This is a genomic window from Paenibacillus sp. TSM33, assembly GCF_056099025.1.
This window is the reverse complement of the sequence record NZ_JBLZXB010000008.1, coordinates 98,035-113,796: the sequence shown is the minus strand read 5'-3', so window position 1 is coordinate 113,796 and position 15,762 is coordinate 98,035. Positions and strand designations below refer to the sequence as shown.

General features: G+C 43.2%; 14 protein-coding genes and 1 pseudogene. 5 read left to right on the top strand and 10 right to left on the bottom strand.

What is annotated here, in order from left to right; translation table 11 throughout:
- The first annotated feature begins 5 nt into the window (after positions 1-5).
- On the top strand, positions 6-548 hold the full coding sequence (locus tag ACN6NF_RS02745; protein ID WP_474314906.1) for a GNAT family N-acetyltransferase: 543 nt from the start codon (positions 6-8) through the stop codon (positions 546-548).
- A gap of 201 nt (positions 549-749) precedes the next feature.
- Here ACN6NF_RS02745 and ACN6NF_RS02740 read toward each other — a convergent pair whose 3' ends face one another.
- Both ACN6NF_RS02740 and ACN6NF_RS02735 read right to left on the bottom strand, forming a co-directional pair.
- Positions 750-1,565, bottom strand: coding sequence for a DUF2935 domain-containing protein (locus tag ACN6NF_RS02740; protein ID WP_474314903.1), 816 nt, complete (start codon positions 1,563-1,565; stop codon positions 750-752).
- 128 nt (positions 1,566-1,693) lie between these two features.
- A complete protein-coding gene (locus ACN6NF_RS02735) occupies positions 1,694-1,951 on the bottom strand; it encodes a hypothetical protein (RefSeq protein ID WP_474314901.1) in 258 nt (85 codons plus the stop codon).
- A 185-nt stretch (positions 1,952-2,136) separates the two neighbouring features.
- Here ACN6NF_RS02735 and ACN6NF_RS02730 point away from each other — a divergent pair, with 185 nt between their 5' ends.
- Entirely contained in the window at positions 2,137-3,078 is a 942-nt protein-coding gene (locus ACN6NF_RS02730; protein ID WP_474314898.1) for an SPRY domain-containing protein, read from the top strand.
- A 109-nt stretch (positions 3,079-3,187) separates the two neighbouring features.
- Here ACN6NF_RS02730 and ACN6NF_RS02725 read toward each other — a convergent pair whose 3' ends face one another.
- The 8 genes from ACN6NF_RS02725 to ACN6NF_RS02690 form a co-directional block, all read right to left on the bottom strand.
- Complete coding sequence (locus ACN6NF_RS02725) at positions 3,188-4,243, bottom strand: acyltransferase family protein (protein ID WP_474314896.1); 1,056 nt, start codon at positions 4,241-4,243, stop codon at positions 3,188-3,190.
- Positions 4,244-4,514: 271 nt separating this feature from the next.
- Positions 4,515-5,165 (bottom strand): glycosyltransferase, encoded by a 651-nt coding sequence (locus ACN6NF_RS02720; protein ID WP_474314893.1) that lies wholly within the window; start codon positions 5,163-5,165, stop codon positions 4,515-4,517.
- Positions 5,166-5,440: 275 nt separating this feature from the next.
- Positions 5,441-6,169 (bottom strand): GntR family transcriptional regulator, encoded by a 729-nt coding sequence (locus ACN6NF_RS02715; RefSeq protein ID WP_474314890.1) that lies wholly within the window; start codon positions 6,167-6,169, stop codon positions 5,441-5,443.
- 63 nt (positions 6,170-6,232) lie between these two features.
- Positions 6,233-7,015: a fructoselysine 6-kinase gene (gene frlD, locus ACN6NF_RS02710; protein ID WP_474314888.1), complete on the bottom strand. Its 783-nt coding sequence runs from the start codon at positions 7,013-7,015 to the stop codon at positions 6,233-6,235.
- A 95-nt stretch (positions 7,016-7,110) separates the two neighbouring features.
- Positions 7,111-8,124, bottom strand: coding sequence for an SIS domain-containing protein (locus ACN6NF_RS02705; RefSeq protein ID WP_474314886.1), 1,014 nt, complete (start codon positions 8,122-8,124; stop codon positions 7,111-7,113).
- A 160-nt stretch (positions 8,125-8,284) separates the two neighbouring features.
- A complete protein-coding gene (locus ACN6NF_RS02700) occupies positions 8,285-9,631 on the bottom strand; it encodes an amino acid permease (RefSeq protein ID WP_474314883.1) in 1,347 nt (448 codons plus the stop codon).
- A gap of 16 nt (positions 9,632-9,647) precedes the next feature.
- On the bottom strand, positions 9,648-10,475 hold the full coding sequence (locus ACN6NF_RS02695) for a TIM barrel protein (protein ID WP_474314880.1): 828 nt from the start codon (positions 10,473-10,475) through the stop codon (positions 9,648-9,650).
- A gap of 275 nt (positions 10,476-10,750) precedes the next feature.
- A complete protein-coding gene (locus ACN6NF_RS02690; RefSeq protein WP_474314877.1) occupies positions 10,751-11,512 on the bottom strand; it encodes an SDR family oxidoreductase in 762 nt (253 codons plus the stop codon).
- 162 nt (positions 11,513-11,674) lie between these two features.
- Here ACN6NF_RS02690 and ACN6NF_RS02685 point away from each other — a divergent pair, with 162 nt between their 5' ends.
- From ACN6NF_RS02685 to ACN6NF_RS02675, 3 genes and pseudogenes are all read left to right on the top strand, one after another.
- Entirely contained in the window at positions 11,675-12,574 is a 900-nt protein-coding gene (locus tag ACN6NF_RS02685; protein ID WP_474315055.1) for an AraC family transcriptional regulator, read from the top strand.
- 328 nt (positions 12,575-12,902) lie between these two features.
- Positions 12,903-14,519 (top strand): annotated as a pseudogene (locus ACN6NF_RS02680) (spore germination protein).
- Positions 14,520-14,531: 12 nt separating this feature from the next.
- Positions 14,532-15,758: a Ger(x)C family spore germination protein gene (locus ACN6NF_RS02675; protein ID WP_474314875.1), complete on the top strand. Its 1,227-nt coding sequence runs from the start codon at positions 14,532-14,534 to the stop codon at positions 15,756-15,758.
- Positions 15,759-15,762: the final 4 nt, after the last annotated feature.

Sequence of the window (15,762 nt, the reverse complement as noted above, 5' to 3'; positions counted from 1 at the left end):
TGCAGATGTCGGAGCAGCAAGTATACGTCCGGTTCCCAGAAGAGGTGGACGTTGCAGAATTGACAGCAATGTACAGACGCAATCGGGAGTTTTTTGATACGTTTTCGCCAAACCACCAAGAAGAGCACTATACGGAGGAGCACCAGCTCCAAACGATTATTAAGAGTAAGGCTGACATGATGGAGGATCGGAAATATTCCTTCGTGGTGTGCCACAAGGAAGACGATCAGATTATAGGCAGCATAGGTCTATCTTTTGTGGTGAGGGGACCACTTCAGAGCTGTATGATCGGATACAGCCTAGACCAAGCTTATAACGGCAAAGGTTATATGACGGAGGCGGTGAAGCAGGTGGTTCGCTACGCTTTCGATGAACTAAAATTTCATCGGATCGTCGGAGAAGCCTCTCCTCGGAATCCAGGGTCCATCCGTGTGCTTGAGAAGGCTGGCTTTCACAAAGAAGGCATTTCTCGAAGCAACGTAAAAATTAATGGAAAGTGGGAGGACCATCAGGTTCTGGCGATTATCAATCCATCAGAGGATATCTAAGTTTAGTGAATATTGGTCTCGAAAGTTAATGGAAAAGAAAGGTTATGATACCTATTAGAATGCGTTAGTTGAATGACAACAGCGACAGTCTAAGACTTTATTTTTTAAGTCTTGGTCTGCCGCTGTTTGAATTTTTGCTCAATCTAAAGCTCTATTTCCACTGCACATCTTACAGAAACTGTATTCGTTTTGCTAAGGATCTCAGTGCATGATTTCTTTCTTATTCACCTTAACGCCGGATAAGGACTGATCAAACATTTCGAGAATAAAGAGGAAGCGTTCAGCTTCACGAAATACATGATCAGCTAATAAAGGGTGAATAATGCTTTTTATTCGGCACTCGTCAATCAAATCACGCGCTGTTTTCTTAAAATCTCGCAAGGACTTAACAGAGATATGGTTTTCATCCACAAATTGACTCAGAAGTGGAACGGTCTGCGACTGTGGGCGCATATAACTTAAATCAATCGCTTGAAACATTAGTGTATCAAAGTCATTACTAAACTCCCTAGCTTGTTCAACCAGTTTGCGTTCGGATGGATCCAGCAAATGGCCTATGAATTTTGCGTGATCAGCCATGATCTTTAAGAAAAAAATATTTTCATCAATAATAGCATCAGGTAAGGGTTCAAGCGTTCCTGAATTGAGTTCCCCTAAACGATTTCTGAAATAATTCGCTTCCCGGCTTACATGATCTACCAGCAAGGGGAAATTGGTTTGTCCAGGAAGTTTGCATTGTAATATAAGCCCCAATACCATCCTCTTAAATGCCCAAATATTTGTCGCCGCATTCTGTACTTCCGTATTAAACTCTTTGATTGTATAAGGATCTGTATTGATATTAAATTCATACGATCTTTTCTCAATATCCTCAAAGATAGCGTAAAACCGATTGGCTTCTGTTTTAAGTTGAGTATCTTCCGCTCTAAAGCCTAACCCCAGAAAAAAGGAATGCTCCTTCATAATCCTGGACCAAAAACGTATTTCATCTAATGAGCGTGAAACAAATGCATCCAATGATATCCCTCCTCTAAATGAGCAAAAAAGTACTTACTTAGTCATATGGGATATGACAGGTCATTATGAATATCGAAGTTCAATGTCTCATACGAATCCAATTCCGAAATTGAGCCGGAGTTATTAAATCATTCAGGATTTTCTTCCGTTACCAAGTCTACCCGAAACTCAAGCTGGTCTCTCATAAAAATTTTACCTGCTATCTTGACCGATTCTGGCTTAATCTCCTCTACTATTCCCCCATAATCCTCAAATGTCACGCGTAATTCCTCATCAACGGATACCACATATACATGCGCCTGGACCAAAGCGGCTCCGAACAGTTCCATATCTGTCTTCAATACTTTATATGTACGTTTCACAACGATCACCTCAAATGTTTTCATTCGGTAGATTATATATAGATTCCTTCTGCAACAAGCATTTCTGCGTATGTTATCTCATTTTCCTTATTCAAAAATTAAATTCCAAAATATTACTTACATTTGAATATATATCATTTAATGTTTGGACAATTATCCCAATCCAGTTTTATAATTCACCTGTTAATACATATATTTAGGAGGAACTCATGAAAAATATTTATAAAAACCTAGGAACAATAGCATTAGCTCTTCTTATTGGAGTTTCGGTGTTCTCATTGTTCCCTACAGTTACAAAAGCTGAGACAACAAATGTGACTTGGACAAATGGTTCTTTAGTAACTTCTCTTGATGGTTCAGGAACAAGAGACAGAGCAACAGTTGGGAAAACAAATGGAAAATGGTACTGGGAAATAAAAGTAACTAATGTTGCATCATTCGTAGGAATAACAGGTGAATCAGATCAACAGGCTCAAACTATTTATGGAAACAATGGTTCGATTTATAACAGCATCAAATCACCTGTTATTATAGGTTACAGTCCTGGCTTTGGAACAGGTGACGTTATCGGCATTGCATTAGATTTAGATAACGATAAAATTGCCTGGTACAAAAATGGAGTCTCCCTTGGAGCTAATTCAATAAAACCATCTGAATTAGAAGGGACACAGATTTTCCCTGCGGTTTTAAGTGGAACTGGTGAGAAGATAAATTTTGCAGCTAATTTTGGGGCAAGTGATTTTAAATATCCAATCCCTGAAGGGTTCTTACCTTATCAAGCTACGGGTGGATCTACAACACCTGATCCATCAACAAAACCCGACCCATCTACAACGCCTGATCCATCAACAAAGCCCGACCCATCTACAACACCTGACCCATCGGATACAGATGGATCATCGCAACCAACTGGTGACCGCGCCATTCTAACTGTAACGATGGACAATGGATTTGATAAAGAATTCGATCTGAGTAAGAAAGAATTGAATGCCTTCATCGCTTGGTACGACGCAAAAGATGCGGGCAGAGGTGCTTCATTCTTTGCCATTGATAAGCATAATAATAACAAAGGCCCATTCAGCACTCGCAAAGACTACGTAATTTTCAACAAAATACTCACATTTGAAGTAAGTGAGTATTCAACCAAATAAATATAGGGTTGCAACCTGCTCATTTCAATAAAAAAGCGCAGCTTCCAAAAAGCATGGAGGCTGCGTTTATATTAACTAAACTGCTCTTGAATGAGTGCAAATAACCAACCTAGACTTGGCTTCCAACTTGGTTTGGATTAAGATCCATATTTTTAGTGTACACCTTGTTATTAATGAGACTGATGATGCTATTAACAATAATTGAGGTAAGTACCGTTAACAAAATTAACCACAACAAAATCAAAATAGATACCTTGGGGAAGAAAACAATGCTTTGAAAATAATAATAACAAAAAAAGGTATGGGTTAACCAAATATTCATTGAATTTTTACCTAGGTAAGCGAAAGGTCTGGTTAGTTTTAATTTATTCATTAAATGAATACTAACGAGGATAACTACAGGAGCTATTATCATATCAATCGTTGTCTTTTCAAACCATTGACTCGTAGTACGAAAACGGAATAACAGCACAAGAACAATAATATCAAATAGTATATTATTGAAAATAATAGAATTATAAATCTTATTCATCCATGAATACAATTTATATTTCGCAAAGAATAGCCCTATCATAAACGGCAACTGCCAATACATAATGCTGTAATAGTTTCCTTGTGAATATGAATTATAAAAAACTAGGCCAGCGATTAGAAGAGTTACCCATGCGTTACGTTGGAAGGCTTGGAAGGTGACCGGAAAAATTAATAGCAGCAGAATGTAATCATATAAAAACCACCACTCACCATTATATGAACTGGATAGCGCTATAAAATTCCGCAAAAAATCCATTATTGAATTATGCTGAAATCTATCGGAAGTTCCAAAGAAGTACAGACCTACCGGAATAAAAAGCAAAAAAACAACCCAGTAGTTTATCATGATTTTGCTTAATCTTGTAAAGCTTTTCTGCATTAAATGCTGTGGATTTTGCACATTGCTCTTATATAAGCCATAACCACTTAAAAATAAGAAAATAGAAATTGCAATCTGGCCAAAATGCCCTAAATAGAACTCGCCTCTTTCATGAAATAAACTAAATAATGAAACATAGTCGTACTTTAATCTGTCAGGAAAAGCAAAAAGATGATGAATCAAAAGTAGTATTACAGCAATCCCTTTCGCAATATTTGTTTCTACAAGCTTTAATTCCTTGTCATGGTGCACACAATATCCTCATTTCTAGTTGTAATGGAATAGAGATATATTAGCACAAACAAATAATATAAAATATTTATTTTTTTTAGCACCATATTACGTCCCAATTTTATACAAAAAATGCGATCTTCAAAAGGTTTGGAGCCTCGCTGTTAGCTAGATGGGCTTTCTTCCTTTGTCCGTATTTTGGTAGAGAATTGGATAGAAAAAAAGCTTTCCATAGCCACCTTTGGGGTGATTATAAAAAGCTAATCTGCTTTGCAGCGTCTATAATGCTCGCTTAAAATTTTTCAGGAAACTGTTTGACAATACCTTCTGTCAGGATATCCGCTAAATGAATCATATGGATCTCATTTTTATCGGTTGCTGCAATATCTGCTTTCCAATCTCCTTTGATACAGTTAAGGACTATCTCCGTAATCAACTGAAGGTGCGTATACAGCATATCTTGTAGCGTTTTGAACTGCCAGTTCGGATTCGCTGCACTTAAAAATTTAGCAATATCGTCGGCGTTTGCATGCCAATCCGCATCTAGCTTTTTCATATCCGCCTGATTGCCCGCTTTAGCAGCCGCTACAATTTTCCCTGCGATCAGAATATGCTCTCTCAAAAGTTCAGCCAGCTTATTACCAGCGGCTTCCCCATAATAAGGCTTGATCACATTGCCTATATCCTGCTGGTTCTGTAAAAGCCGATCCAATACATCCTTCTGATCTGGACGATTAGATATAGCGCTGACAATATAGCTTCTCGTCCATATCGTATGGTCGATCCATACCTTCTGCATATCGACTTTCAATTGCACCATTTTGGGGCTTAGGCAAATGGAGCCCTTTTCCTCACCTGCCTTTGCTTGCGTAACTACTGCCGGGGTCATGCTAAAAACGAGTACCAAGGTTAACGGCAACGCCAACAACCATTTAATTTTCACATTCATCTGCTCCCCTTACATTTGGAATAAAACAGGCTGTCTTATTATGTTTGAAATATCTAATTCTATACCACCCTTGCAATCATCTTACAAAAACATGATTTCGTATTTCAAAACACAAAAAAGGCCTGCCGGCGCTTAGCCAGCAGAGCCCATGATTCCATAGTCCAAGTAAAAGAAACAATCCTGATGAACAAAGCTACGTCCTGAAGTAGCCGTATACTCGTTTCGATGCTAGATCCTTTTGGAGAATAGGCCATGCCGATGGGCATGAACTATTTTGCCCGGTGTACCGTCAGATTGACCCGATTCGTCTCACACATAAATGTGGAGAGATGAACAGGCTCATCGTTTGCGTCAAAAGCAATTTTCAATATCCGAAACAAGTTCGCCCCAATATCACATTCAAGCAATTTCGCATAATCTTTGGTCGCACCGATTACATCAATGATCTTATCATTGCTCACGATCTCGGTGTTATAATCCTCCGACAGAATCTTGTAAGTCGATTCTTTCATTGCGATCTTCTTTTCCAAATCTGGAAAACGGGTGAGTGAATAATGGGCTATATCATAGAAAAGCGGACGGTCATCTACATACATCAACCGTTCAAGCTCCAACACAGGGCTGCCTTCTTCAATAAGAAGATGTCCAGCCACCTCTCCAGACGCCGGAATTACTTCGCTTCTTAATATCCGCGAGTTCGGAATCATGCCCAGCTGGTGGCTGAACTCTGAGAAACCGCTTACTGATAACAGTTCATTATGAAATTTGTTGGAGGCCACAAAGGTGCCTCTACGAGGAATTCGCGTCAGGGTTCCTTCCCGCACGAGCTCCTCAATCGCTTTCCGTATGGTGATTCTACTTACACTATAAGTATCACAGAGCTCTACTTCCGTTGGAATCTGTTCATCCGGTTTGTATCGTCCGTCCTGGATATCGTTCTTCAACATTTGCCTGATCTGCATATACAGCGGCTGGGGGGTTGAAGGATTCAAATTCATGGTAAATTCATCCTTATCCATCAATGATTATAATAAGTATTATACATTGATGATCATCTCCAGTCACCATGCACCGAAATAACCTATCGTCTTCCCAGCTGTGATTGTCCCAAGCTCCAGGCAGTTCTCCGTTGAAAACCCTTTCAATTGCCCGTAAAGGAACCCGGCAATGAAGGAATCCCCAGCTCCCATCGTATCCACGACGTTCACCTTACCTACTCCTTGCGGAAAGAATTGTTCCCCATCGTAAGCAAGCGAGCCGTTCTCCCCCAAGGTAGCCACAGCAATCTGCGCTCCTCTTTGCTTGGCCTCTACCAAAAGTTGGCGGATATAGTCATCATCCTGAGTATACGAAAAGAACGGATAGTCTACGTAGGGCGTTAACGTTTGTACCCGATCATCCTGCAACTGATCCGAGAAATCAAAGGAAGTGATCAGGCCTTTTTCCTTAAAGAGAGGAAAGTACGGATCGGCATGACCCCATATCCCCGAGTGGACAAGCTGATAATTGCCAGCAAAATCGAGCTCTTCTGCTGTAAGGAAGAACTGTGCCATAACTCCCTCGTCGTAATCGCCGAACCTCCGGTCATTCTCCACCATCTCTACATGGGTTACCGCTGTTTTTCCATCCTTTTTCGAAATTCGGGAAGTATCCACGCCCTTGTCTTGAATGGCCTGGATCATGATCTCCCCATAAATGTCGGTGCCCACCCAGCCCAGATAGGCCGTCTTTGCACCCATTTCAGTTAAATAGACGGCCACATTCACCGGATTGCCTCCAGGATAGGCTTTGCCACTTGCTTGATAGACATCCATGCAGTTATCCCCGACTGTAATGATTCTCATCTTGCTCCCGCCTTCCCTGCTATTAAAGAATGAGCACTACGAAGTAGTGCTCAAATCAAATGCATCACTATAGAATGAACTAAAGACTGTGTATCTTAATATTCCATTTGGCGATAGTATCTTCTAAGTGTTAATGGATGATTTCTCTCACGCTCCAGATAGGCGCTGATACGGCTTAGTACAGACCAGTTGATACTTACGGCAAAATGCTTTCTGAACTCCTCGCTAATGCCTTCCATGACAAAGTCTTTGGTATCAATAATGGTCAGCTTCTTCGTAATCTTCTCAGCGAATCTTTCCACCCGGTCCATCAGAGGTCTTGTCTCATCTTCGCCTTTGAGCAGAATAACACTGGTATCTTCAACCACAAGCTCAAGCGTGCCATGGAAGAATTCCGCCGCATGAATCGACTTCGCATGAATCCACTGCATTTCTTCCAGGATACACATCGCGTAGGAGTACGTGTTCCCCCACAGGTTGCCGGAGCCAACCATCATATGATAGTCAGTATCTTTATGTTCTTTTGCAAAAGCTTCCGCTTTAGGGTCAAAGGTTTTGACTGCGTCCAGAATCGCACGCGGCAATAAGGCAACTTCCTTCGTGAACTGTTCATATTGAGGGAACTCATTGTTGTTATACATGAACCGGAACACAACCATGTACAGGAGCATGAAGAATGTATCGAAGGAATGTTTCTCCGAGCCGGTTGTGATACAGTGATCTACAATTTTGGTTAATGGAGTATCCCTTTCTGCCACAAGTGCAATCGTAGTCGCTCCCCGTTCCTTACAGAACTCGGCTGCCGCAACGGTCTCCTGCGTGGTTCCCGACACAGATGTGAAAATACATATGGAATCCTTACTGAAATGTCTGTTGTTCATCACCATAAACTCAGCGGCAATCGCCGCATGCACATCGATGGTCGAGTTTGATTTCAGAATATACTCATATGGATACATCATCGCAATTGTGCCACCCGCACCAATCAGAAAAATGTTGCTGTACCCTTTCTTGGCAATCCCGTCTACAATTTCTTCAATTTGTCCTCTAAAGGCCAAGCCCTCTTGTTCCACAAGCTTAAGGAATAACTGTTCGTCAAAATTCAACATTTACGTTCCCTCCCTATACTGGAGCAGTTCCTCTCCAGTATCATCCAATTTTATTTGTTATATACAGTAGTATAATCAGGCATTACAAATATAACAACTCTTTTTGTACAATCTGAAGGAAATCAGTGAGTTAGAGTTGGCTCCCTTCATTTCATCTGGGCTAAATGACTATATTCCTGCTGTCATGACTGCTTTTAGATCCATACTTCTTCTCCCAGTAGTAATACACAGGCAGACCCGTTGCGATGACTATCGCCGCGGCAATCATGCCCTGCACTGGAGCCCACGTAAAGGTTCCCCAAGCCAGCCATCCTGCCCCAAGGATAGCCAGAATAGTGGTTACTCTCCACATTGGCATGCGGTAAATCGGGTTATAATCCTCTCTCTTACGGCATTTATAGACCGCGGCAAAATCTAGAATGTTAATGACAAGCTGAATCAGCGTGAAATAACCAAGCAGCTCGGTTAAATTGCTGAAGAACACAAGAATACAGGCCAAGGTAACCTGGGCAATAATCGAAAAGCTTGGTGTTTCGAATTTGGGATGAACTTTCGCAAAACGCTGAAAGAACAGCCCATCCTTCGCCATGGCATACTCCAGGCGAGGCTGAAACATAATGCAAGAACTCAAGGAACCCAGGATAACAATAATCGCGGTAACGGCTACAAAGGATGAGGCCATGCCGGATAATCCGGGAATGTACTTGACGGCGTCGGACACAGCGGAGCTGGAACCCATCAGTTTATCGAACGGCATTAGGCCGGTGACACATACCGCAAGCAGCGTATATAGACCCAATACAATCAGTACCGAACTAATTAAAGCCCGAGGGAGAACTTTCCCTGGATTTTTGAATTCTCCAGCCATAAAACAAATGGCGGCCATTCCCGTGTAAGCCCACGTCGTGGCAGATACGCCACCAATTAAGCTTGAACTTGTCGCTCCTGCGGCAGGCGTGTAAGTAAAGTTGTCAAAGTTCATATACATGAGGCCCAGCACAATGACAATCAGGAAAGGGATGATTTTGATAGCCGTAATAATGACCTGAAAACTACCGCCTGCCTTAACACTTCGGTAATGGATGGACGTGATGATCAGAATGATCGCTACTGCTAGCAGTTTACCGGCAATTCCAACGAAGAAAGGGAAGAAGCTCGCCAGGTATGCAACAATGGCCAGAGCCATAATTGAAATGGAAGGAGGATCGAGGGCCCAGAAGGTTGCCCATCCGTATAGAAAAGCCAAAGGCCTCCATCCTGCTTTATTCAAGTATACGTAACCGCTTCCATTTTGCGGGTAGGCAGTCGCCAATTCGGCCAGCACCATGACCTGCGGAATCGCAATAACCCCACCAATAATCCAGGCTAGAATTGAGATCGAGGGCATACCCGCAGCTTTTGCGACATCACCGGAAGAGACAAAGATTCCGGAACCTATCGTAGTTCCAACAGCGATGGCTAGGGCCGACCAAAAGCCCAGTTTTCGTGTAAGTGAGCTATTACTCATAACGAGTTCCTCCAAATCAAGGTGATAAGAATTCCATTCCTCTTATTTTCCTGACCGATTCCCTAAGTGCTTCCTGCGGATTCTGATAATAATTGAACCCCATAATCTCTAGTGTACAAGCTCCCTCGTAATGATGGCTCTGAAGACTGGTTAGATATTCCCGCCAATTCAGCACCCCCTCATCTAAAGCGAGATGCGCATCAGACAAGCCGTCACCGTCGATCAGATGAAAATGAACCATCTCCGGGAGTAGGGAGAAATAATCGTCAGGTGTCTCATTAGCGAGCTGCATCACTACGGTGTCGATCATCCCTTTTAATGACGGGGAACGGATCTCCTCCAGCATCCTCTTGATTCCCTTAGCATCGATAATTAGATTCGACTCGAATCGGGTCAGAGGCTCTAACGCTAAAGTCACCCCTTCCTTCTCAGCCACCCTAGATATCTGATAGATGGAGTCGCTCGCATATTTCCATGATTCCAATTGTAATACAGCAAAGTCTCCTATTCCTGAAGTCACAAGCATCATGTTGGTCTCCAGCTCCAGCGCCGCGTACAGATTATCTATGAAGTAATCTATGCTCTTCTGCCGCAGCTGGGGGTCAGAAGCGGCAATATTGAAGGGATAGATACATTGTTCCGGCGTATAACAGACAACCTTCATGTCTCGGGATTTCAGTTGCTGCCTTATGTGCCTCAAGTTGCCAAGAACATTCCGGTAGACGTATAAATGAGGCTCGCCTGCCCACAGCTCGATGTGCTCGATTCCGAGTTCAGTCACTTGATCTAGGAAGTGCTCGAAAGGAAAATGCCTATACGTAATATTCATTCCCGCAATCTTCATTAGCTTCATCCCCTCCCATGTAAGCGCTTTTAATTGTTATGTTTTGTATTATAACTAAGGGTTACAAAGATTTCAATGTCTTTTTGAAAATAAATAAAAAGCCATTTAACCGGTTCCTAATGTGGGCTGCTCAGCTCCTATAGGAGCAAAAAAAGCAAGCCTCAACGAGTACATTTGCTCGTTGGCCTGCTTTTTTTATCCTATTTAGGATTAAGTACTCTTGCAACCGCATCCGCATTACTTTCGCTGAAGCATTGGCTTATTTATTATTCCCCTTATACTTGAGACGTGGGGCGAATCACGATCTCGTTCACATCAACGTCAACCGGCTGCTCGATTGCGTACGCAATGGCACGGGCAACCGCCTCTGGTGGCATTGCGAACTGGTCACGAGACTCTTCGAGCCGGGTCCTCACCTCCAGATTCGTCACACCTTCAGCGAAATTCGTCCGAACCAAACCGGGTGAAATGATCGTTACCCGCACCTTATCACCAGCTTCCTGTCGCAAACCCTCGGAGATGGCGCGGACGGCGAATTTGGTGGCAGAATAAACGGACTGGTTTGGTACAGTTTTATGTCCCGCTGTAGAAGCAATATTGACAAAATGTCCGGAACCCAGCTTGCGAAAGACAGGCAATGCTGCGGCGATACCGTACAAAACACCTTTAATGTTGACGTCGATCATATTCTCCCAATCCTCTACACGCAAGTCATCAAGGGGAGAAATCGGCATCACGCCGGCATTGTTTACGAGAACGTCAATCGTACCGAATCGTTCACATGCCAAATGGATGAGCTTGGTTACGTCGTCCCGCCGTCTGACGTCTGTGCTGGCATATACGACTTCACCGCCAACCTCCGCGATGCGGGCTGCTAGAGCTTCAAGGCGATCAGGTCGTCGTGCCCCAAGTACGACTTTTGCCCCATGCTCAGCCAGTAAAAGCGTAGTTGCTTCACCAATTCCACTGCTAGCACCCGTAATGACAACAACTTTATCTTTGACTCCGGACAAGGTTGCATTTTGGATTAAACTCATAGCCAAATCCTTCTTTCATCTGGATATTTGTCTTTCGCCTTGAATTATAAGAAATATCCAAATGAAGCAGGTAGACCATTCATACGCCTTCCTTGCCTATTCCTGTCCGGTTTGAGTTACAATATTCAAATCAGATTAAACGAAAAAGGATTGGTGAATAGTTTGAACCAACTCATTACGGAGTTAGCTAAGCAAATTGCACGGCATACGCCTACGGATGGTTTACACCAAACAGCGATTCCAGAGCTTTGTTTTAGGCGCGCATCCGCAGAATCGAAACCGACGCATACCCTTAACATGCCCTCTCTTTACATAATTGCCCAAGGTTCTAAAACCGTCACATTTGTCGGGGAAAGCCTCATGTGCGATTCGTCCAGTTATATGGTTGCATCCGTACATCTACCAGTGATTGGGAAAATTACTCATGCTTCTCCACAGTTGCCGTACCTAAGTTTACAATTAACACTTAGCCCCGATGTCATTATAGATATAACCAAGAAATCTAGTTCGCAGAAAAAGGGAGACACGGGAAGGGGCATTTTGGTTAACCCGTCCACTTCCTTTCTGTTAGATGCGATTCTTCGCCTCGTCAATCTTTTAGATTCACCCACGGATATCGAGATACTAGCTCCACTCTACATCCGGGAGATATTTTATCGTGTGCTAGAGGGAGAGCAAGGAGCGCTACTCAGGCAGTTCGCCGTGATCGGAAGCTATGCACAAGGTATTTCAAATGCAATACATGTAATCAATCGTGACTATTCTGAACATCTAGTCATTGAAGAGTTAGCAAAAAAAGTGAACATGAACCCAACAACCTTTCACAAACATTTCAAAAGAGTAACAGGAATGAGCCCCCTTCAGTATCAAAAAATCATTCGATTGCAGAGTGCACGCCGACTGATGCTCACGGAAGGATTCGATGCTGCAACGGCAGGATTTCGCGTCGGTTACGAAAGCCCTTCCCAGTTCAACCGAGAATACGCCCGCTTATTCGGACGCCCACCGATGAGAGATATCAGTCATCTACGTAACATAGAAGTACCATCCCAGTTAATTTAGAAGTTTACGAACGTCAGGCAGATGAGTTAGATGAGTTAGTCGATGATGATGTCTTTTATCTGCCTGAAATAAAACATAAATAGCCCATCGCCCTGTAAATTGGAAGTAAAGAAGCTTCTTACTTATGGCGATGGGCTCATTTAGATTTTTCTAAGCACTACACTAACATTAGACTGCCAGTACAATGTTAAGCTACCGGGCATCTCAACAATATAAACATAGTTGCAATGGATTGGTATGCGACCATCTTTTGACAAGAAAAGTACATATAAACTGTGGAATAGCAGCATATTACAGTTGACCGATATCTAGAAGGGAACTATATGGCATGGTTGACAAGTTAAAAAAATGGCTGTTTAAACAGCCTTCACGATCTAGAAATAGCAGAAGCCTCAAGCCAGTTGATGATGAAAAATCGACTGAGCTATCCGAGGAGCTGAGTGGCACGCTTAAGGACAACGTGACCCTGTTGAACCAGGAAATAGGACATAGCGCGGATTTCATTCTTCGTTGTTTGAACGATAAACAGGGCAATCCGGTTCTCGCTGTAGGCTTTCTTCAAGGCCTGATTGATCAGCAAATTTTAACGACACTGCTGGAGGAGCTCACTGCGGGTATTCGAAATGGAGATGTCTCTGATCGTAATGTCGAAAGTTGGTTGATGGATCGTATCCCCATTGGGGGTATAACTTGTCTTGAAAATCAGCAAGCGCTTATCCACGCCGTTCTTTATGGACAGGTTGCTCTCCTCGTCGAAGGCAGTTCCAAGGCCTTTGCTGCTTCTATCAGTGGTGGGGCTAAAAGAGCTGTTGAGGAGCCAACATCGCAGACAGTAATTCGCGGTCCTAAAGAGGGGTTTACCGAGGATATTTCCACCAATATCGCACTCCTCCGGAGAAGGATCAAATCAACTGAACTCCACTTTGATTCTCGAATTATCGGAGCATACACGCAGACGAAGGTATCGGTAGCATATGTTCGGGGCATTGCAGATCCAGAGGTGGTTAAGGAAATCTCCAGACGGTTAGATTCCATTAACACGGATAGTATTCTCGAAAGTGGATATATCGAGGAATTTATTCAAGATGGGGTATGGACACCCTTTCCAACCATGGTTAACACCGAGCGGCCGGATACTGTAGCAGGCAGCTTGCTTGAAGGGCAAGTAGCGATATTAGTTGATGGCACCCCATTTGCCCTGATTGCTCCCGTAACCTTTTTTCGTTTCATCTCATCCAGTGAGGACTACTACCAGCGTTATGATCTAGCATCTTTTCTTCGGATCGTTCGGATGGCATCCTTTTTCTTGGCATTGCTTTTACCCGCGTTCTTTATTGCAACAACTACGTTTCACCAGGAAATGCTGCCTACAACAATGCTCATCACTTTGGCTGCACAGAGAGAGAATACACCATTGCCAACCCTACTTGAGGCAATGCTAATGGAGCTCACCTTCGAAGTTATCCGCGAAGCAGGAGTACGAATGCCGCGTGCCGTAGGGCCTGCAATCTCTATCGTTGGGGCTTTGGTTCTTGGATAAGCTGCCGTTCAGGCGGGTTTGGTTTCCGCAGCTATGGTGATTGTGGTATCATTCACAGCCATCTGCAACTTTGTGCTACCTGCCATCAATATGGCGGGGGCTGTTCGTTTGCTCAGGTTTGGACTCATGCTGTTAGCAGGTTTATTTGGGTTATACGGCGTTTTGGGGGGCTTGATTCCCATCCTCGTTCGATTAGTATCTGTGAATTCGTTCGGCGTTCCTTATATGATGCCGCTAGCACCTTTCTATAAGAGCAATATGAAAGACCTGTTTGTGCGTGTACCTAGGTGGAAGATGAAGAAGCGGCCTATAATGATTGGGGATTCCAATCCAGTAAAGCAGGCAACGAAACAGGAATCATATGCAGAACAGGCAGGGGAACATGGCCGAGATCCCATGGCGTAAGGAGGAACCAGTATGTCTCAATTAGGCAGGTTGATTTTGGCATTGGCCATTTTATTTATTTTGGCGGGTTGCTGGAACCGAGTCGAACTGAATGAGCTATGGGTAACTGCGGCTACAGGAGTAGATATGATGGACGACGGACAGTGGATGGTGTCCTATCAGATTATTGTTCCCTCTGCCATTGCAAATGGTACCGGAGGAGGAACCGGAGGGTCTTCTCAACCAGCATCCCATGTATTCTCTGTAAAGTCCAAAACCTATAACCAGGCGTTATCGTACAGCAATTTAAAAACATCAAGACGAATTTACGTAGCACATAACCGTGTTGTATTTATCGGTAAAAGAGCTGCTGAGAAAGGAATGGACCGTTTAATCGATTTTTATCTTCGTAATACGGAAGCGAGGGAGATGGTAAATATGATTGTAACGGACGGACTAGCATCCGATCTATTAAAGAAATTATTGCCTCCTGAAAAACTTCAAGGCGCCGCCATGGCTGAATTGGTCAACAAAGAGAGCGATATTTTATCGTTGTTTCCGAAAGTTAGGGTTTATGATTTCGCATTAAGCATGAACTCGGATTCCAAATCCATTGGAGTACCAGTCGCCGAGTTGATCGGAGAAAGAGACCCTCAGAACGAGCAGGAAGCAGAGAGTCTGGATGTCTTCAAAAAAACCTCGGCTCCGCTCAGGCTGACATTGACTAAATTGGGGGTGTTCCAAAACGGAAAGCTCAAAGGGTTTCTCAACAAGAAAGAGAGTCTGGGAGTATCTTATCTGTCTCAAAAGGTTAACAACACTGAAGTTTCGTTCCCATGCGGCGAACAACCTAGTAGGGAAATGTACTCTTCCCTACTAGTAAACTCTGCTAATGTAAAGCTTACACCCAGAAAAACAAGTTCTCATTACACTATGCAGGTTGAAGTTAAAATTAACGGGACCTTAAATGAAACTACTTGCACTAAGGATATTTCCAAGACGAGGGCCATACACGATCTGGAAAAAGAAATTTCAAAAGAAGTGACCAAAACAATAAATGAGGGCTGGGCTAAACTTCAGGAACTGGGTGTAGACGTAACGGGTTTTGCTGACCGGATTCACCGAAGGTTCCCAAAGGAGTGGGAGATGGTGAAAAAAGACTGGGAGCAGGAGTTCAAAAAGATAGAACTGGACATTCGAGTAGATGCCCAAATTCAGCGTCCTGGACTCCTACAGAAACATATCGGAAGTCAAACCTAACCCA

What these genes read in the sequence shown, in the direction of transcription:
- ACN6NF_RS02745 (WP_474314906.1), top strand. Translation starts at nt 6, where the DNA reads ATGTCGGAGCAGCAAGTATACGTCCGGTTCCCAGAAGAGGTGGACGTT.
- ACN6NF_RS02735 (WP_474314901.1), bottom strand. Translation starts at nt 1,951, where the DNA reads ATGAAAACATTTGAGGTGATCGTTGTGAAACGTACATATAAAGTATTG.
- ACN6NF_RS02730 (WP_474314898.1), top strand. Translation starts at nt 2,137, where the DNA reads ATGAAAAATATTTATAAAAACCTAGGAACAATAGCATTAGCTCTTCTT.
- ACN6NF_RS02715 (WP_474314890.1), bottom strand. Translation starts at nt 6,169, where the DNA reads ATGAATTTGAATCCTTCAACCCCCCAGCCGCTGTATATGCAGATCAGG.
- frlD (WP_474314888.1), bottom strand. Translation starts at nt 7,015, where the DNA reads ATGAGAATCATTACAGTCGGGGATAACTGCATGGATGTCTATCAAGCA.
- ACN6NF_RS02705 (WP_474314886.1), bottom strand. Translation starts at nt 8,124, where the DNA reads ATGTTGAATTTTGACGAACAGTTATTCCTTAAGCTTGTGGAACAAGAG.
- ACN6NF_RS02700 (WP_474314883.1), bottom strand. Translation starts at nt 9,631, where the DNA reads ATGAGTAATAGCTCACTTACACGAAAACTGGGCTTTTGGTCGGCCCTA.
- ACN6NF_RS02695 (WP_474314880.1), bottom strand. Translation starts at nt 10,475, where the DNA reads ATGAAGATTGCGGGAATGAATATTACGTATAGGCATTTTCCTTTCGAG.
- ACN6NF_RS02690 (WP_474314877.1), bottom strand. Translation starts at nt 11,512, where the DNA reads ATGAGTTTAATCCAAAATGCAACCTTGTCCGGAGTCAAAGATAAAGTT.
- ACN6NF_RS02675 (WP_474314875.1), top strand. Translation starts at nt 14,532, where the DNA reads ATGTCTCAATTAGGCAGGTTGATTTTGGCATTGGCCATTTTATTTATT.